General features: G+C 73.0%; 15 protein-coding genes. 9 read left to right on the forward strand and 6 right to left on the reverse strand.

Features of this window, described 5'->3' with window-relative positions; all coding sequences use genetic code 11:
- Positions 1-109: 109 nt before the first annotated feature.
- The 3 genes from ABZ990_RS20840 to ABZ990_RS20850 all read left to right on the forward strand — a co-directional run bounded on the left by ABZ990_RS20840 (position 110) and on the right by ABZ990_RS20850 (position 5,324).
- Positions 110-2,152 carry a cobalamin-dependent protein gene (locus ABZ990_RS20840; protein ID WP_361233393.1) on the forward strand — a complete coding sequence of 681 codons (2,043 nt, stop codon included), beginning with the start codon at positions 110-112 and terminating at the stop codon, positions 2,150-2,152.
- The gene (locus ABZ990_RS20845; protein ID WP_361233395.1) at positions 2,149-3,624 is read left to right on the forward strand and encodes an MFS transporter; all 1,476 of its coding nucleotides are present in this window, start codon (positions 2,149-2,151) and stop codon (positions 3,622-3,624) included. Before ABZ990_RS20840 ends, ABZ990_RS20845 begins: the two co-directional genes overlap by 4 nt.
- Before the next feature lie 137 nt (positions 3,625-3,761).
- Positions 3,762-5,324: a LysR family transcriptional regulator gene (locus ABZ990_RS20850; protein ID WP_361233398.1), complete on the forward strand. Its 1,563-nt coding sequence runs from the start codon at positions 3,762-3,764 to the stop codon at positions 5,322-5,324.
- Here ABZ990_RS20850 and ABZ990_RS20855 read toward each other — a convergent pair.
- Positions 5,299-5,991 carry an HAD family phosphatase gene (locus ABZ990_RS20855; RefSeq protein ID WP_361233401.1) on the reverse strand — a complete coding sequence of 231 codons (693 nt, stop codon included), beginning with the start codon at positions 5,989-5,991 and terminating at the stop codon, positions 5,299-5,301. The two genes, ABZ990_RS20850 and ABZ990_RS20855, sit on opposite strands and share 26 nt — an antisense overlap.
- A 349-nt stretch (positions 5,992-6,340) precedes the next feature.
- On the opposite strand from ABZ990_RS20855, the gene ABZ990_RS20860 reads away from it, so the two are divergent.
- On the forward strand, positions 6,341-7,132 hold the full coding sequence (locus ABZ990_RS20860; protein ID WP_361233403.1) for a phytanoyl-CoA dioxygenase family protein: 792 nt from the start codon (positions 6,341-6,343) through the stop codon (positions 7,130-7,132).
- Positions 7,133-7,173: 41 nt separating this feature from the next.
- Positions 7,174-8,211 carry a GNAT family N-acetyltransferase gene (locus ABZ990_RS20865; protein ID WP_361233406.1) on the forward strand — a complete coding sequence of 346 codons (1,038 nt, stop codon included), beginning with the start codon at positions 7,174-7,176 and terminating at the stop codon, positions 8,209-8,211.
- A gap of 32 nt (positions 8,212-8,243) precedes the next feature.
- Here ABZ990_RS20865 and ABZ990_RS20870 read toward each other — a convergent pair whose 3' ends face one another.
- Positions 8,244-9,035: an enoyl-CoA hydratase/isomerase family protein gene (locus ABZ990_RS20870; RefSeq protein ID WP_361233409.1), complete on the reverse strand. Its 792-nt coding sequence runs from the start codon at positions 9,033-9,035 to the stop codon at positions 8,244-8,246.
- Positions 9,036-9,237: 202 nt separating this feature from the next.
- Between ABZ990_RS20870 and ABZ990_RS20875 the strand changes: the two genes are divergently transcribed.
- A complete protein-coding gene (locus tag ABZ990_RS20875) occupies positions 9,238-10,299 on the forward strand; it encodes a hypothetical protein (protein WP_361233412.1) in 1,062 nt (353 codons plus the stop codon).
- A gap of 65 nt (positions 10,300-10,364) precedes the next feature.
- Here ABZ990_RS20875 and ABZ990_RS20880 read toward each other — a convergent pair whose 3' ends face one another.
- The gene (locus tag ABZ990_RS20880) at positions 10,365-12,707 is read right to left on the reverse strand and encodes a serine/threonine-protein kinase (protein ID WP_361233415.1); all 2,343 of its coding nucleotides are present in this window, start codon (positions 12,705-12,707) and stop codon (positions 10,365-10,367) included.
- A gap of 349 nt (positions 12,708-13,056) precedes the next feature.
- Positions 13,057-13,659 carry a TetR/AcrR family transcriptional regulator gene (locus ABZ990_RS20885; RefSeq protein ID WP_361233418.1) on the reverse strand — a complete coding sequence of 201 codons (603 nt, stop codon included), beginning with the start codon at positions 13,657-13,659 and terminating at the stop codon, positions 13,057-13,059.
- A gap of 95 nt (positions 13,660-13,754) precedes the next feature.
- Between ABZ990_RS20885 and ABZ990_RS20890 the strand changes: the two genes are divergently transcribed.
- On the forward strand, positions 13,755-14,714 hold the full coding sequence (locus tag ABZ990_RS20890; protein ID WP_361233420.1) for an MBL fold metallo-hydrolase: 960 nt from the start codon (positions 13,755-13,757) through the stop codon (positions 14,712-14,714).
- 74 nt (positions 14,715-14,788) lie between these two features.
- Here ABZ990_RS20890 and ABZ990_RS20895 read toward each other — a convergent pair whose 3' ends face one another.
- Positions 14,789-15,820, reverse strand: a complete 1,032-nt coding sequence (locus tag ABZ990_RS20895) for a hypothetical protein (protein ID WP_361233422.1) — start codon at positions 15,818-15,820, stop codon at positions 14,789-14,791.
- Positions 15,817-17,304: an AMP-binding protein gene (locus tag ABZ990_RS20900; protein WP_361233424.1), complete on the reverse strand. Its 1,488-nt coding sequence runs from the start codon at positions 17,302-17,304 to the stop codon at positions 15,817-15,819. The genes ABZ990_RS20895 and ABZ990_RS20900 overlap by 4 nt, the downstream gene beginning before the upstream one ends.
- Here ABZ990_RS20900 and ABZ990_RS20905 point away from each other — a divergent pair.
- Positions 17,294-17,422, forward strand: coding sequence for a hypothetical protein (locus ABZ990_RS20905; protein WP_361233427.1), 129 nt, complete (start codon positions 17,294-17,296; stop codon positions 17,420-17,422). The genes ABZ990_RS20900 and ABZ990_RS20905 overlap by 11 nt on opposite strands.
- Positions 17,423-17,951: 529 nt before the next feature.
- A complete protein-coding gene (locus ABZ990_RS20910; RefSeq protein WP_361233429.1) occupies positions 17,952-18,464 on the forward strand; it encodes an EF-hand domain-containing protein in 513 nt (170 codons plus the stop codon).
- Positions 18,465-18,555: the final 91 nt, after the last annotated feature.

Below are 18,555 nucleotides of genomic sequence, written 5' to 3' on the forward strand. Positions count from 1 at the left end.
TCGCCGGCCGGGCGCCGGACGGCACCGCCCTTCTCCCCCGCCCGCCCCCGGCACGCCGGTGCCGACCCGACGCTCAAGCGATCCGACCCCGAGGAGCCGTGACCCGAGCATGTCCGCCGAATCCTCCCGCCGCCGCAAGGTGTACTTCATCGGTCTCAACGCGGTGCCCTTCCTCCCGCTGGTCGCCGGCCTGCTGCGCACGTACGCGGAGCAGGACGAACACATCGCGGCCTCCTACGACTTCCAGGAACCGCTGTTCCTGGTCGCCCCCGTGCAGGAGATGGCGGACGGCATCACCGAGCCCGATGTCCTCGCCCTGTCCTGCTACGTGTGGAACTTCCGCCGCCAGATGAAGGTGGCGAAGATCCTCAAGGAGCGCTACCCGAACATGCTCGTGGTGGCCGGCGGGCCCCATGTGCCGGACCGGGTGGGCGACTTCTTCACCCGGCACCCCTATGTCGACGTCCTGGCGCACGGCGAGGGCGAGGTGGCCTTCCGGGAGGTGCTCGCCACCCGGATCTCGGACCGCCCCGACTACACGGCCGTGCCGGGAGTGACGGTACGGGGGACCGCGGGACCGGTCGCCGGTCCGGCCGCCCGGCGGCTGCCGCGCCGGATCGAGACCCCGAGCCCCTATCTGAACGGGGTGATGGACGGGGCGGTGCGCACCTGCCGTGAACGCGGCCTGCGTTTCTACGCGTTGTGGGAGACCAACCGCGGCTGCCCGTACTCCTGCGCCTTCTGCGACTGGGGCTCGGCGACGATGAGCGCCCTGCGGCTGTTCGACGAGGACCGGATCCAGCACGAGATCGACTGGTTCGCCCGCAACGACGTGGAGGACCTCTTCGTCTGCGACGCCAACTTCGGCATCCTGCCGAGGGACCTGGAGATCGCGCACGCGCTGGCGGACGCCCGCAGGGAGGCCGGTTCGCCCCAGCAGATCCGGGTCAACTTCGCCAAGAACTCCAACGACCGGGTCTTCGACATCAGCAAGGCCTGGCACGACGCGGATCTGCTGATGGGCACCACCCTGTCCATGCAGAGCACCGACATGGACGTCCTGGAGGCCATCGACCGCAAGAACATCGGCCTCGACAACTACCGCAAACTGCAACAGCGTTACGCGGTCGAGAATATCCACACCTACACCGAGCTGATCCTCGGCCTGCCGCTGGAGACCGCCCGCACCTTCCGCGACGGCATCGGCTCGCTCCTGGAGGCCGGCAACCACGAGGACATCCGGGTCTACGAGTTCGGCATCCTGCCCAACGCGCCGATCAACACCCCGGAGAAGATCTCCGGTTACGGTCTGCGCACGGTGCCCAAGCGGCTGTACGTCGAGCGTCCCGGGACCCCCGACGACGAGGCGGAGTCGATGGACATGGTCATGGAGACCGGCGCCATGTCCCGCGACGAATGGGTCGAGTCCTTCTCCTTCGTCCAGGCCGTGCAGTTCCTGCACAACGGCTGCTACACCCGCTATCTGTCGATCTATCTCCGACAGGAGCACGGGGTCGGCTACACCGCCTTCTACGAGGGACTGCAGGACCACTTCGCGGCCCGGCCCAGCAGCTTCATCGGCTCGCTCTACCTGCGGATGCGCAGCCTGTACCAGGACTACATCGACATCCCGACGCTGCCGCTGGCCAACCTGGTCGCCAGCCAGCCCGACCTGGCCGCCCAGCTCGCCCCGTACGGCCGGCGCCGGGGCTGGACGATCGACAACTGGGGCTGGCTGCGGGTGGCCACCGAGTTCGACCGGTTCCACGCCGAACTGGCCGACTACCTCCGCACATTGGGCCTCGACCCCGAGCAGGACCCGCGGCTGCGCGACGTCCTGCGCTTCCAGCGGGACGTCATGCTGCGCCCGGACTACGACCCGGAGAACGGCAAGACCGCCGCGTACGACCACGACTGGCCGCGCTACTTCGGCGGCGGCCCGCTGACCGCGACCCGGGTCCAAGTCGACTACGGCGACCAGCGGTTCGGGGCCAACGGCCGGTTCCGCCCGGCGCCGGACGACCTGAAGGCGTTCGCTCTGGCGGCCATCGGCCCGAGCTATCCGGTCTCGCGGATCGGCCACTACCGGCACCGCTTCGAGTCGGCCGAGGTGACGCCGGTGGCGGAGCCCGCGCTCAGCGAGCAGCGGTGACCGCCGGCCCCGGCGCTCCGGCCGGCGGCGCCGCCCGGCCGCACCGAGCGGCGCTGGCCGTGCTCGCCGGGGCCTGCGCCCTGTTCGCGCTGCTCCAGCTCGGGGTGGCGACCCTGCTGCCGCAGGTCCAGCAGGCGTACGGGGTGTCCGGCTCGGACGCCTCGTGGGTGGTCTCGGGCCATCTGCTGGTCGGCTGTGTCGCCACCCCCGTCGTGAGCCGGCTCGGCGATCTGCACGGCCGGCGCGTGGTACTGCTCGCGGTGCTTGCCGTGGTGGCGGTGACATCGGTGGTGTCGGCCCTGACCGGCTCGTTCGCGGTGCTGCTCGTCGCACGCCTGGTGCAGGGCGTGGCCGCCGGGCTCTTCCCGCTGTGCGTCGGCCTGTTGCGGGAGGGCTTCCCCGGGCTGTCGCTGTCCGGCCCGTCGGGGGTGCTGTCCGCCGCCTTCGGCACCGGCGGCGGGGTCGGCGCGGTGGTGGCGGGGCTGTTCGGCGGCGGACTCCCGGCCCTGCGCACGCTGTTCGCGGCGGCCGCGCTGCTCGCCGTGGTGCTGCTGGTGGCGGGCGCGCTGCTGCTGCCCGAGACCCCGCGCCGGCCCGCCACCCGGATCGACGTACCCGGGCTGCTCCTGCTCGGCATCGTCAGCAGCGCTCTGCTACTGGCCCTGACCCGGTACGGCCGGGAGGGCGCCGGTTCGGTCACCGGCGCGGTGCTGCTGGTGACCGCGGCGGCGGGCGGCGTCCTGCTGCTGCGGGTGGAACGCCGGTCCCCGGAGCCCGTCCTCGACATGCGGCTGATGTCCCGCCGGCCGCTCCTCTGCCTGAACGTGGTCAGTCTGCTGACCGGGCTCGTGATGTTCGAGATCGGCGTGTTCGCGCCGGCCCTGGTGACCGCGCCGCGCGAGACGGGGTACGGCCTCGGCGGCAGCGGAGCCGTACTGACCCTGGTCATGCTGCCGATGCAGATCGGCGCGCTGTCCGGCGGGCTGCTGTCCGGGCGGCTGCGGGAATCGGGGCGGGCGAGCGCCCGTACGGTGCTGGCCGCGAGCGCGGTGCTGTTCGCGTCCGGTCCCGTGGTGTTCTCCTTCCTGCCCGCCTCCGCGCCGGGCCTGGCCCTGGGCACCGCCCTGAACGGCCTGGCCACCGGATTGCTCGGCGGGGCCATGGCGGAGCTGCTCGTCCAGTCCTCGCCGAGCGGGTCGACCGCGGTGACGGTCGGCCTGAACGGGGTCCTGCGCAACCTCGGCGGAGCCTTCGGTGTACAGGTCGGCTCCATGATGCTGATGGTCGCGGGCGACGCCGGCGGCCATCCCTCGGCCCTCGCGTACCGTGCGGTGTTCATCGGCACGGCCGTCCTGGCCGTCGTCGGGGTCGGCGCGGCGTTCCTCTTCCCCCGCTCTCCCGCGCCGCTGCCCCGGCCGGACGTTCCGGTGCCGCCCGGCCACTCCTCCCGTCCGATCCGGCCAACCACCTGACCGCCCGGTTCCGCACCGCCCCCGCCGACCTACCGTGGACCGGGTTCCACGCGGCATCGGCGGGCACGGCCCGCGCCCGGCCCCGCCCTCGCGGCGGCGCCGGGGACGGGCCGTGCCGGGTGAGGGAGGAGAGCCGGGTGTTCGACCTGCGCCGTTCGGACGTGGTGCTGCTGCAGGCGGTGGCGGACCACGGCAGTCTGCACGCGGTCGAACGGGACGGCTGGATGACGCAGTCGTCCGCCAGCCGCCGGCTCGTCAAACTCGAACGCCGGCTGCGCACCCTGCTGGTGACCCGCGGCGCGACCGGCACCGAGCCCACCGAGGCCGGGCACGCGCTGCTGCATGTCGGACGGCGGCTGCTGGCCGCGATCGACTTCGCCGTCGCCACCACCCACCACCAGGCCGACGACACGGCGAGCCGGCTGCCCGTCGTGGAGTTCGCGGTGGGGACGGAGTGGGCACACGGCCTCGACCGGCATCTCGCCGGACGCTTCCCCGACCTGGTGTTCGACGTCGTGCCCGACGACAGCCACCGGGTCTGGCAGCGCTTCGAGCGGTACGCCGCCGACGCCGCGCTCGGCTGGGAGACGGCCCGCCGGCCGGTCGCGCGGCGCGGCGGTGTCCTGGTCCGGACCGTCGCCGAGGAGCCCCAGCAGGTCGCCCTGCCGCTCGGGCATCCGCTCGCCGGGCGGGACATCCTGGATCTGCGCGATCTCACCCGTACGGAGTGGGTGGCCGTGGTCGGCGGTGACTCCGGCGACGACCAGAGCTGGGCGCTGTCCCGGCTCACCCCGGTTCCGCCGGTCAGTTTCACGGTGCGCTCCCAGGGCGCGGCCCTCGATCTGGTACGCCGGGGGTACGGCATCGCGCTGGTCTCCCCCTCGGCCCGCGCGGGGGCCGCCACACCGGGTGTGGTGCTGCGTCCGCTGCGGCAGAAGTTCGTCCGCAGGCTGCGGCTGGCCGTCGACCCGCTGGCGATCCCGGGGCCGCTCGCCGAGGAGTTGTACGCGTGGCTGCGCGGGCGGTACGCGCCGAGGACGACGGCGGCCGGCGGAGGAACCGGGGGCGGCACTGGGGGCGCGGGGGACGGCATGGGTGGTGTCTCGCCGTACGGTCCGGACGCCCCGGCACTTTCGCGACTCCCCTGCTCCCCAGGTGCCTTCGGGGGCGCCGGAGAGGGCTGCGGACCGGCCGCCGACGGCGGGTGCGCGACGGCGCCGCCCCCGCCGGTCCTCCTCTCCGAGCTGCACTGGTCGGCGGCGGACCGGGCGGCGGGCTTCGAGCCCGAGCATCTGCACCTGCTGCGGGTGATCGGCCGGACCGGCAGCCTCAATCAGGCGTCCTCGGCGCTGCTGGTCACCCAGCCCGCGCTGACCCGCCGGATCCACCGGCTGGAGGCCAGCTGCGGGCTGCCGCTGGTGCACACCACGGCCCGGGGCACCTCGCTGTCGGCCGCCGCCCGGCGGCTGCTGGCCTGTACGGGGCCGGCCGAGCACCGGCTCGACGCCCTGGTGGGCGATCTGCGCACGGGCGAGCCCGCTCCCGGATCCGCCCCCGGATCCGCTCCCGGATCCGTTTCCGCGCACCCCACCGACGGACCGGCCGCCGGGGGCGGGGCTGGGAGCGGCCGGTCCGTCGACGGGGGCGGGGCCGGCCGGCCCGCCCGTTCCCCGGTCAGTGCCCGGACGGCGCCCCGCTGAGATACGCGTGGACGGCCCGGCGTCCGGCGGGTACCAGCAGGTCGGCCAGGGCGAGGGCCGTCTCCCGGGGTGTGCGGTGGTGGACCCCGGCCATCCCGAGCTCCCGGGCGGCCCGGATGTTGCGTCCCAGGTCGTCCACCAGGACGCACCCACCGAGCGGACGGTCCAGCAGCCGGGCGGTGTGCCGGAAGATCTCCGGCTCCGGCTTGCGCAGGCCCACCTCGCAGGAGATCACGACCGTGTCGAACAGTCCGTCCCAGCCCCGCCGGTCGTAGGTGTGGCCCCAGGAGTTGGACAGCAGGGCGACCTTCAGGCCCGCGCCGCGCAGGGCCCGCAGCAGGCCCGTCATGGCGGGTTCCTCGGTGAACGGCGCGAACATCCGCTCCACCAGGCCCTTCGCGTCGGGGTGGGAGCCGTCGGGCCGGCGGACCAGCGCGGCCAGCGTCTCCTCGAACACGGCCACCGGGAGTTCGCCGCGCTCCACTTGGCGAAACCGCTGCGCGGCCGGATCGCCGGACGGGGCGCCCGGGCCCAGCAGCCGCCCCAGGGCCGCGTGGAACTCCTCCGCGTCCACCCCTTCGTCGGCGGCCCAGGCGGCGATACCGTCGGCGAAGGACGGGGTGAGGACACCGCCCCAGTCGACGACGATCCCCGACACCTCTGCCATCGTTCCCCCTGGTCCTCGTGGTCGCGTCCCTCGGCCCGCGCCCATCCGCCGTGTCCCTCGGGCCCATGTGCGACCCCGGGTCCGAGGTCGTTCTGGCGGCGGGTGCCGCCGCTCGCGCTCGACGGCGCCGGAACAGGGGCAGGGGGCGGGCGACTTCGTCCGTACGGTTCCAGAGTGCACGCTCCAACCAGGCGGCCGCAGCCCGTACTTGCCCATCCACCCTATGCCATTTGCGGCATGCGCCGACCCGTCCCCGTGGAGGCGTTGCCGCCGTCGTGAAGGGCGGCACATAGTCGAGCCGCACCGCATCGTGCGGCAACAGGCTTACGCGTACCGGAGGGTGACTCGGATGCAGCTCGGTCGGCCGGTGGAAGAACTCGTCAGCGAACTGGACGAGCGTGGGTACATCCCACTCGACGATCTCGTCCCCGAACCGGTTCTGGAGATCATGCGGCGCGGCTGCGACGACCTGATCGGGCGGACCCGGGACATGCGCCGCAGCACCCTCGGCTGGCAGCTGGAGGCGACGGGTGAGGGCGGCGGCTGGGCGGCCCGCGCGGCGGGACGCGACGGTATCCCCGGCAAGGCGCGGGTGGTGAGCTTCATCCACGAGCACTCCCCCGAACTGGCCAAGGTCCCCGATCTGCTCCGGCTCAACGAGGACCTGGTGGAGCCGCTGCACGGGACGCGCGGGGACTTCTACAACGGCTATCTGTGGGCCAAGCCCTCCGAGGTCGGCTCGGAGAAGCCCTGGCACCAGGACGCGATCTTCCTCAAGGACGACTTCTACGAGAACTACGAGGACGTCTTCACCATCTGGATCGCCGTGGACGACGCCCGGGAGGACAACGGCTGTCTGCGCTTCCTGCCCGGCTCCCACCGCGGCCGCGTCCTGATGGAGCCGGAGGGCATCGACCACGACGACCTGTTCGCCTCCCCGCGCGAACCCCGCCTGGACATCGGCACGTTGTGGCCCGACCTGGAGCCGGTCACCCTGCCCCGGAAGGCCGGCTCGGGCGTCCTCTTCGGCGCGTACACCGCGCACTCCTCCTCCGCCAACACCACCATGGACCAGCGGCGTGGCATCAGTTACGTCTACTCGCTGCCGCGCCGCAAGGGCACCGCGGCGGGCGGGCGGTGACGGCCGCGGTCCCGGGGCGGTCCCTCGGCACGGCCTCGCGGGTGCGCCGGACGCCGGAACTGCGCCCGGTAGACCCCTCGGTCCACACCGGCACCGTCTGGGAGCTCGCCCGCGCCCGGGATCTCGCGGCCCTGGGCCGGGTGGAGACCACCCGGGCGTGGATCGAGGGACGGCTCACGGCCCCCGGCGCGGATCCGGCGCGGGACGCCCGGCTGTGCCCGGGGCCCGGCGGCGAGGCGGTCGGCGCCGCGTGGGTCGGCCGTACCTCCGGGGTGGCCGGCTGGGTCGTCGAACTGGCCCTGGGACCGCGGGCCGCGCAGGCCGACGCGACCGCGCTGCTCGACTTCGCCGTCGCGCGCTGCCGCGCGTCGCTCGGCGGTGACGACGGAGCGGAGCGGGCGACGCTGTCCTGCTTCACCTCGGCCGGCGAGGACCTCGCCCGTACGGCGCTGCGGGACCACGGCTTCGGCCTGCCCCGGGCGTACCACCGCATGGCGGTGGCGCTGGACGGCCCCCTCGCGGATCGGACCGGCGTGTCCGGTCCCGGGGTTCCGGACCTTCCCGGCGTGCCGGTCGTTCCCGGCGCGGTGGTACGACCGCTGCGCGACGAGGCGGACCTGCGCGCCTTCCACCGCGCGAAGAACCGGGCGTACGCCGCCGACGAGGCCGGCAAGGAGGAGGACTCCTTCGACTCCTGGGCGCGGTGGTACCGGTCCGACCCCGGGGTGGACCCGGCGCAGTGCGCGCTGCTCGAACTCGACGGCCGTGTCGCGGGGTTCGTGAACGTGACCGACCGGATGCTGGAGAGCCGGGGCGTGGCGTACGTACGGCAGCTCGGCATCGATCCGTCGGCGCGCGGCCGGGGGCTGGGAGGCGTGCTGCTGGGGTGGGCGATGGGCGAGGCGCGGCGCCGGGGCCGGGCCGGGATGGTGCTCACCGTCGACGAGGAGAACGTCCGGGCCCGCGCGCTGTACCGGCGGCTCGGCTGGCGGGTGGAGTCCCGCTGGGACGACGTCCGGCGCACCGTCGCGCCCGTTGCTCCCTCGGCCCCCGCCGTCCCCGCCGCGCGGCGGCCATGACCGCTGAGGCCGCCGCGCCGGTGCCGCCCGGGTCAGTCCTTTCCGATGATGCGGCGCATCCGGGCCTGGGCCTCGCCCGCCCGGAACGCGCCGCGGTGCGACCCCTTGGCCTCGGCGCGGACGCGCTCCAGCCCTTCCACGAACGGCGCGTTCACCCGGGGCCGGGTGCCCTGGACGGCGGCCGGGGTGTAGCCGGCGATGGTGCGGGCCAGTTCCACGGCGCGGTCGAGGACCTCCTCGGAGGGACGTACCTCGTGGAGCAGTCCGTCCTGGAGCGCCTGGTCGGCCGGCCAGGCGTCGCAGGTGTACAGCATCCGCTGCATGACGGAGGCACCGACGGTGTAACGCAGCATGAATCCGCCGAAGTTGCAGGCGATGCCGACCCGGAACTCCGGCATCACGAGGCGGGCGGTGTCGGCCGCCACCCGGTAGTCGCAGCAGAGGGCGATCTGCAGGCCGATGCCGATGGCGTAGCCGTCGATGGCGGCCACGACGGGCTTGGAGATGCCGGCGATCGCCGTGTAGAGGTCGGTGATGTCGTCGATCCAGTCGTTGACCTCGTCCCCGCCGGTGAACGCGGAGACCTCGTTGAAGTCGCCGCCCACGCCGAAGGACCGGCCGGAGCCGCCGTGGAGGACGACGGAACGGACGGATTCGTCCTGGTCGATGTCGTGCATCAGCGCGGTCAGCTCCCGCATCCGGGCCCGGCTGAACGGATTCTGCTCATGCGCCCCGGAAAACTCGACGAGAACCACACCGTCGCCGATGCGCGAACATCCGAGGGATTTGCTGACGTTTTCAGAAGACTGGAGCGGGACCGACATCGGCGTCCTCTCTTCTCACTCTTTCGGATTGCCTTAAGAACCCGATCGCCGACGCACACTAGGGGCGCCGCACAGGCCGGGTCAATAACTGTCGCACCCGACCGTCACACCACGCGAACATTCCCGACAAAATTGCCACCCCAGCCCCATTTCCAAGGAATAGCGAGAGCCGGAAAAGAGCCAGGGAAGAGGATTCAAGCGAATGCGAGAAAATGATCTGCCGGTGCCGCTGACCATCGTTCTCGGCACCGGGCGCTGCGGATCGACGATGCTGTCCGACCTGGTGAACCAGGACCCGGGAGCCCTCAGCCTGAGCGAGTTCTTCGCCTGCCTCGATCCCGGAGCCTTCCCCGACGGCCTGCTGGACGGACCGGCCTTCTGGAATCTCCTCGGCGCACCGCGGCTGAAACCGAACGTTCTCCTGAGCCGTGGGGTCGCGGTGCCGGAATACCGGTATCCGATCGGCCCGGGCCGTTATCCTGCCGGGAAAGTACCCGCGCTGAGCCTGATGACCCTTCCACCGCTCACCGGGGATCCCGACGCGCTGCACGACCGAATACGGGACGAGGTCACCAGCTGGGCCCCGGCACCGGCGTCCCGGCAGTATCTGCGGCTCTTCTCATGGTGGGCCTCGTCGACCGGACGGAAGGTGGTCGTCGAGCGCTCCGGGGCGTCACTGCGTTTTCTTCCGCGGCTGCTCGCGTATTTCCCCGGGGCGCGTTTCGTCCATATGTACCGGGACGGCGCGGACGCGGCGCTGTCGATGAGCCGCCATCCGCTGTTCCGGCTGGGGGTGCTCATCGGCGACATGCGCGCGGAGCTGGGCGTGGACCCCTACCGCAGCCCCGATCCCCGGCACACGGAGCAACTGCCCGAGCGGCTGCGCCCGTTCGCCCCCGACGGCCTGGACGCGGCGGCGCTCGCGGACGCCGACATCCCGCTGGTCCGGTTCGGCGACATGTGGTCACGGGCCACGGGTGCGCTCCGGCATCTCGCGGACCTGCCGCCCGAGCGGCTGCTGCACCTGTCCTACGACGCCGTGGTGGCCGATCCGGTGCCCCATCTGACCGCGTTCGGCCGCTTCGCGGGCCTCACCGAGCCCGACCGGTGGGCCGAGCGGGTCGCGGACCGGGTCGACCGCACCCGGCCGGGCGCCGCCGCCCGGCTCACCGACCGCCAGGCGGAGGACCTCCGCCGGGCCTGCGCCCCCGGCACCCGCCGCCTCGCCGCACTGGTCGGCGGGACGGCGGTCCCGACTTCCTGACGGCGGATGCGGGACCCTCGCACTCAGGCGCTCCCAACGCCCGGCACCGGGCACCGGGGACCGGGTCAGTCCGATGTCGGCGGCTTGTGCGTGTCGAAGGCGAAGAGGGTGTTCTTGGCCGCGGCCACCACCAGCGCGCGGCCCACCACGGTCACGCGCGGGCTCGCGCCCTGCTCGCCCGTGAAGCCGTCGGCCTGCGGGTCCGTGCTCCACAGGGGCGTGCCGTCGTGGGGCGACAGCGCGACCACCCGGCCGGTGGCCGAGCTGAAGTACACCGCGTCCGCTCCCGCGACGGGACCCGACGCGCCCTCCACACCGGTCTGCCGCGACCACTTCCGCCGGCCGGTCGCGGGGTCGAGCGCGGTGACGAGACCGGTCTGCCCGCTGACGTAGACGGTGTCGCCCGCCATGCCGGGCGTCCCGGCGTACGTCTTGGCCAGACGGGAGTACGCGACCTTCCCCGAGGCCGGATCGAACCGGGCCACCCCGTCGTACCCCGCGAACGCCGGCCCCTCCCTGCGTTCCTGGAGCAGGACGAGCCTGCCGTCGGTGACGCCCATCGGCACGGCGTGACCGTCGACCGTGACGGCCTCGCCGAGCTTCCCCGAGGCGCGGTCGATCTCGTACAGGGTGGAGTGCCGCACCTCCAGCGCGTCCAGCTCCGCGTTCGTCGCGCACATCGCGTAGAGCCGCGGGCCCACGGGGACGGGGGCGCACTGCGTACCTACGGGGAACGGCGTCGTCCAGGCGACCTCGCCGCTGTGCGCGTTCCGGGCCTCCAGGCGGGAGTTGGCGGCGTCGACCGTCAGGACGAGGGAGCCGGTCACCAGGGCGTCGAGGTTGCGGCCGGTGACGGCCAGCGACTGGGCGCCGGACGGTACGGACCACAGCTCCCGGCCGCTGCCGGCGTCGAGGGCCACCACCTCGATCGGCGGACCGCCCGGGGCGTCCTGGTCGGCGAAGCGGTAGCCGACCACGGTGTCGTCGGTGGCACCCGCCAGGTGCATGCCCTGGACGGGGACGCCCGGACTCTTCACCGTCCACGTCCGCGAACCGTCCCCGACCCGGACCCGGGTGGCGACGACCCCGCCGCCCCCGCAGAACAGCGCGTCGCCGTGGGTGACGCAGCGCAGCTCGTCGGGGATGTCCGCGCGGCCTCCCCGTACGGTCGTCCGCCACGCCCGGAAGCCCTCCGGCAGCGCGGGGCCGCGCGCCGCGACACCGGCGCCCTTGCCGCCGTCCCGCACACCGCCGTCCGCCCCGAGGCCACCGGCCCGCAGCGCGGCGACCCCGCCGCCGATCGCCGCCACCGCGACCGCGGCGGCGAGCACGGGACGCCACCGGCGGCGCGGACGGCGCCCGGTGGGAATGCCGGCAGGAGCGCCCGCGGGGATGCCCGAGCCCACCACGCCGGAGCCGTCCGGCGCGTCCGGTGTCACGACGGCCGGGACCGGGGTGACCGAGGAGGCCGAAGCGACCGGAGTGGCCGGAGTATCCGGTGCGGCCGGGGTATCCGGAGTGGCGACGTAATGCTGGGTGACCACGTCACGGGTGGGGTGGCCGGCTCCCTCCCCGTTCCCCCGCGCCGTGCTCCCGCCGAGGTCGGACGGCAGATCCCGCAGCAGCACGAGGAGCGCGTCGGCAGTGGGGCGCCCCTCGGGCTCCTTGTCCAGGCAGGACTCGACGACCGTGCGCAGGGGCCCCGGCACGGCACCGAGCGAGGGCTCCTCGTGCACCACTTGGTACGCCGTCATGTACGGGCTGTCCGCGTCGAAGGGCCCTCGGCCGGTCGCCGCGTACACCAGCAGCGTTCCCAGCGAGAAGACGTCGGACCGCGGCCCCACGCCGCGCGGCGCCTTCAGCTGCTCGGGCGACATGAAGGGCGGCGTACCGATGACCCGCCCGGTCATCGTCAGCGTCTCCTGGTCCACGGCGCGCGAGATCCCGAAGTCGATGACGCGCGGCCCCTCGGGCGAGAGCACGACGTTCGAGGGCTTCAGGTCGCGGTGGACGACGCCCACCCGGTGGATGTCGCGCAGCGCCTCCGCGAGACCGATGGCGAGCCTGCGCAACTCCGCCCCGTCCAGCGGACCCTGTGCGGTGATGCGCTCGGCGAGCGTGAGTCCCTCGATGTAGGTCGTCGCCATCCAGGGCTGCTCGGCCTCGGGTGCCGCGTCGACCACGGCGGCGGTGAACGCGCCGCTCACCCGCCGCGCCGCCGCCACCTCCTGACGGAACCGGATGCGGAACTCGTCGTCCCCCGCGAAGTGCTGGTGGATGAGTTTGATCGCGACGGACCGCCCCGAACTCGTACGGGCCAGGAAGACCGTACCCATGCCACCCGAACCGAGCCGTGCCTCCAGCGGATAGCCGCCGATCTCGGCTGGGTCACCTGCGCGCAGCGACACTCTTCCCGACCTCCCGTCCCCCGTGCACCTCTGCCGCCACGGGCCCGCGTACCTGTTCTGCGCACAAACTAGCCGCAGGCCGATCGGGCGGCGCGAAGCGGGTGACGAACAGGAAGCCTCGCCTCCGCCGCTTCGCGCGCGCCCTCCCACGCGTCCTCATGCACGTCCTCGGGTACGTTCTCACGCACCCTCGGTTACGTTCTCACGCGCACCGCCTCCGCACGTCACCATGCGGGTCGCCACGAGTGTCGCCCCGCACGCCGTGCAGTCCGGTGTTCCCCCGGAACCGGGAGCGATACGCCCGGAACCGGGAGCGATACGCCCGGAACCGGGGACGGTACGCCCGGAGTCAGGCCGCGAAACCGGCCGCGAGGACGTCCAGCCGGGCGAGCAGGGTGTCCGTGAGCGAGTGGTCGCCGTCGGCGGCCAGCCAGCGGCCCACCGCGGTCACATACGCGTCGGCGATCAGATCGGCGACGACCTCGGCGTCGGCGTCCCGGCGGATCTCGCCGGCCTCCCGGCCCCGTTCGACGGTGGCCAGGATCGCGTGCGGTGTCCCGGTCCCGGAGCCGAAGACGGCCTGGAGCACTCCACCGTCGAACAGCCCCTTGGCCAGCGCGTACTCCTCGGCCATCAGATCCGAGAGCTCCCGCAGTACGTCCGCGAGGGCCGCCCCGGCGGGCCGTCCGGCGGCCGTGTCCGCCGCCGCCCGCTGGTCCATCAGCGCGTGTCGCCGCTGGATCCAGGCGGCGACGAAGTCCTCTTTCCGGCGAAAGTGGTTGAAGGCCGTCTGCCGCCCCACGTCCGCGCGCGCGGCGATGTGGTCGTACGTGGTGCCCGCGTACCCCTGGGTGGCGAACAGTTCGAGCGCCGCCGTCAACAGGCGTTCCCGGGTCGCGATACGGCGCTGTTCGCGGCGGTCCGGCCCGCCGCGCGGTGTCGTCGAGGTCACCTCGCGAGTGTACTTGAATACTTCATGGTACTGGAGTACACCTGGACACCTGAAGTCCGCGTACCCACACGTACACCCTCACGAGGAGTCAAGTGATGGTCGTGCCCTACACCTTCGGCCTGCACGAGATCGCGACGGACACCTACGCCTACCTCCAGCCGGACGGCTCGCTCGGCCTGAGCAACGCCGGGCTGATCGTCTCGGGTGACGAAGCGCTGCTCGTGGACACCCTGTTCACCGTCCCGTCGACCCGGGCCATGCTCGACGCCGTGGCCCGGGCCCTGCCCGGCGTCACCGTCACCACGCTGGTCAACACCCACAGCGACGGCGACCACTGGTGGGGCAACCAGCTGCTCCCGGACGCCTCGATCGTCGCCTCCGAAGCCGCCGCGACCGCCATGCGCGACGACCGTCTGTACGAACTGCTCGCCGATCCGGGCGACTTACGGCTTCCTCGTTTCGTCGACGACCTGCGGAAGACCTTCGACTTCGGCGGCATCACCCCGACCCTGCCGAACCGCACCTTCAGCGGTGAGCTGGAACTGACCGTGGGGCGGCGGACGGTCCGGCTGATCGAGGTCCCGGCCGCCCACACCCGGGGCGACGTCCTGGTCCATGTCCCGGACGCCGGTGTGCTGTTCACCGGTGACCTGCTGTTCGTCGGCGGCCATCCCGTGATCCACAGCGGCCCGATCGGCAACTGGATCGCGGCCTGCGAACGCGTCCTCGGCCTGGACGGCGTGACGACGGTCGTCCCCGGACACGGCCCCGTCTCGGGCCCAGCGGAGGTCCGCCGCTTCCGCTCCTACCTGGAACGGGTACGCGACCATGCCACCCGCGCCCACCGGGCCGGCCTGCCCGTCCTGCGAGCCGCCCGGGAGACGGACCTGACCGGCTTCACGGACCTCGCCGACCCCGAGCGGCTGATCCTCAACATCGGTGCCGTCTACCGCGAATTGAACGGCGACGGCACCCCGGCCGAGGAGGAACTCCTCCCCCTCCTCGGCCAGTGGCTCGACCACCGGGGCGCCCCGGTCCCGCCTCCCGGAACATAGGACCCCCCATACGCCCCACGCCCGTCGGGCGCCATGTCAGCCCGGCCTGTCCGCCCCGGCCCGCCGGTAAGTCCCTACGCCCGCCGGACCACGGGAACGGTCGCGCAGCCGCGCAGCCGGGCGTCCCGCCGGGCCAGGCCCGCGGACGGCCCGGCGCCGACCACCCGACCGTCTGCGACGGCCAGCCACTCGCCCCGCGCGGGATCCGCCGCACCGGACGCGTCAAGGGCCCGGAGGATCACGGGGTCGGGGTCCAGGGAGCCGGCGGGCGGTGTCGGCCCCGGGCGGCCCGCCCGCCATTCCGAGGTGGTGCGCTCGCCGCCCCGGACCCGCGCCCACACCAGGTGCTGGAGCACGATCAGCGGCCCCAGCGCCGTCAGGAGCGGGAAGGCACCCGTCAGCACTCCCTCCGCGAACAGCACGCCGACCGCGCCGGAGACCGCGAGCCCGACCGCGGCGGCGAGGATTCCGGCGGCCCGCCCGAACGCCTTGGTCGCCGTCAGCGGGAAGAGCACCAGGAGCAGCAGATCACCCAACCCCAGTGCCACCGGCGGCTCCCCGCGCGTCACCGCGAGCAGCGGGGCGAACGGCAGCCCCGTGACCTGGGCGGCGAACCGGTCCATGAACGAGGTGAGTCCGGTGGCCACCAGGTCGTAGCAGGCGAGCGCGCCCGCGAACCACGCCGTGTGGACGGACCGCATCCCGCTCTGCGCCCACATGGTCGCGACTCCCGCCACCGCCACCACGAGCAGCACGTCGGTGAGCACCATCACGGCGAGCGAGCGGCCGAGGAGGGTCAGGACCGCGCCCGCCGCCACCGCCGTGACCGCGATCAGCCAGGCCCGGCCGGCGCCGGTGAGCGGGGCGAGGGTGAACTGCAGCGCCGCGCAGAGCACCAGGCCGAAGACGGTCGCCACGGCGGCGCGCGGCAGGACCGAGTAGAGCAGCGGGGCGGCCACCACCACGGCGAACATGACGGCGACGTCCGGCAGTTCGTACCGTCCGACCGGCGGGCGGGGCATCCGGGTCTTCCCGAAGCAGAGGGCGCCCGCCGCCATGGCCGCGAGGACGAGGCCGTTGAGGACGAGCAGGGCCGCGGTGCTCATGCCGGGCTCCCGAGAGGTGCGGCGGCCGGACGGGCCGGTTCGAAGGTGTGCTCGCGCAGGTCGGCACGGACCGGGTTGACGGGCGGCAGCCCGGCCGGGTCGTCGTGGAGTACGACGGCGCCCAGCGCCAGACCGGCGGCGGTGGCCCGGTCCTCCAGCCTCCCGAGCAGACCGGCCTTCCCGGGGGAACCGGCAGCGGAGCCGCGGCGGGTCAGGACGTGCAACAGCGGGGGTCCGCCGGGCCGTTCCTCCAGGGCGTAGCGGGCGGGCAGCGGCACCTCCCGCTCTGCTTCCAGCAGGTCGAGCAGCGACCGGGTGGTCACCGTCCGACTGACCGGGCCGGACCAGCGGCCGAGGATGGGCGAGGTCGCGGGCATGTGGGCGAGTGCGCACTCCGGCGGAGTCTCGGGCAGCCGGACCAGGTCGCCGGTGTCGTAGCGGAGCAGCAGGGTGCACTCCCGGTAGGGGACGTACGGCGTCTGGACGATGACGCCCACCTCGCCGGGCGGGGTGGGTTCGTACGTCTCGGGGTCGAGCACCTCCAAGTGCCCGAACTCGGTGGTGTGGTGCAGATGTCCGGCGTCGCAGGGGGTGCCGCCGGACGGCACCGTCTCGGTCATCATGTACGAGCTCGTGACCCGGGCGCCGAAGACCTCCTCCGCCCGTCTGCGCAGCGGTTCGGAGAGCACCTCCCCGCCGACGCCGACCGATTCCAGGCCGAAGTCGCCTGCCTGCCAGCCATATTGCTCCGCCTCTTCGACCAGGGCGGACAGATAGGACGCCGAGACGGTGAGGTGGGTGATCTGCGGGGCCTTGCCGCGCAGCCCGAGCGGAGTCGCGAGCCGGTCGAGCGCCACCGCCGGTTCCACGGTGCCGAGTTGGACGAACGCCGCACCGATGCGGGTCACCGACTCCACCACGTTGAGCAGCGGCAGGGTCGCCCGGGAGCAGCCGGCGTAGGCCACGGCGTGCCGGGGCCGCAGTCCCATGCCGAGGACGGCGGAGACGGTGCTCAGGGCGACCATGATCTCCACCTCGGCCCGTGAGTACCAGACGGTGGTCGGGGTGCCGCTGGTGCCCGTGGTGAGCGCCATCAGCGAGGGGGCCGACGCGGCGGAGACGAAGGCGGCGGGCAGGCCGCGCAGGGCGGACTTGGGGGTGACGGGCACCTGCCGCCAGGTCTCGGGGGTGAGCGTGTCCGGGGCGAGGGCCAGACTCTCGAAGACCTGTCGGTAGTACGGGGTGGAGCGGGCGGCCGCGCGGGCGGTGGCCCGCAGGCTGCGCGTGGTGACGGTGCGGCGTACGGCGGGGTCGACCGCGCCGGACTGTCCGGGCAGCAGGACCGAGTCCTCCCCCGGTTCGCCGAACTCCGCCAGGGTCTCGATCAGATCGCGGGCGATCCGTTCGAGGTCCGCCGGGCGGATCCGGCGGTTGCGCAGGATCGCGGTGCTGTACCGCAGTTGTCTGAAAGCCGTGCCGAACACGTACGCCTCCTGGTTCCTGGACCGGGAATCCGAGTTCCCGGTCCAGGCCGGGGCCGAGCGTCAGACCATGCTGGCGAACATCGCGGCGGTGAGCGTACTGAAGGCGTACTTGAGGTAGTGCTTGACCATGATGGATCTCCCTTGTCGTCGGGCCCCACGCGGGGGCCGCCGGGCTCCTGGCGGTGCACTCGCGGCCGGATCGGCCGTTCGGTGAACGAGAGAGTAGGGCAAGGGAGTTGGTGGCTCAATGGGATCGGTCGACTTGATCGCACGGGCTCGGTGACGAGGGGTGCGCCGGCCTCATCGCCGCCCCTCTCCCGACACCGTCCGACCCCGTCCCGAAGGGGGGCCACGGACCCTGGGTCCGGCCCCCGTCGCGTGATCGCCGGGGGCATCCCGGCGGAGCCGGACCGCGGGGCCGCCCGAACGCGGAGCGCCGCGAATAATCCTCCCCTCCCCTCCTTTCACCCGTTTATCCGACGCCTTTCTCGCGCCAGTCCTCCGAACGCATGACTGCATGGGAAGCTGATTGCCTCACAACTCATCATCTGCTTAATGTGCCTCTTGATTCCAACGGGGCAATCCGTGCCACCAAAAGGAAAGGGAGTCCACGCGTGCCGAACGCCGTGAAAAGTCAGAAATTCAACATGCTCTTCGACTGGTTCGACCAGGGAAACGACGGCCAGCTGACGCATGACGACCTCCAGGCGATGGGCGACCTGTTCGCCGCCCTCGCCACCGAGGACGACCACGCGAACGCCTCCGCCATGCGCGACGCCTTCGAGAAGTGGTGGCGGCTGCTGCTCGCCCACGGCGACGCCGACGGGGACGGGAAGATCTCCCGACCGGAGTTCCTCACCGTCATGGAAGCCAACGTCACGGCCCCCGAGCACTTCGAAGGGGCCGTCCTGGCGATCGCGGACGCCCTGATGCGCGCGCTGGACACCAACGGCGACGGGGTGCTGAGCCACGACGAGTACGTGCGCATGTACGACGCCCTCGGGGTTCCGCCCAAGCATTCCAAGGACGCGTTCAAGCGGCTCGACCGGGACGGCAACGGAGAGATCAGCCACGAGGAATTCCGGCAGGCCATCACCGAGTTCTATCTGAGCGGCAACATGGACGCGCCGGGGAACTGGCTGATCGGCCCCCTCCACTAGGGCGTGTTTCGAAAGTCCCTCCTGGCCCGCGACGCCTGGCACGCCCTCCCCCGTAGCCCTTCGGGCACGGGAGGTGCCCCCACGCTGCGTT

The sequence above is a fragment of the Streptomyces sp. NPDC046203 genome, assembly GCF_040646255.1.
In the GTDB taxonomy this organism is placed as follows: domain Bacteria; phylum Actinomycetota; class Actinomycetes; order Streptomycetales; family Streptomycetaceae; genus Streptomyces.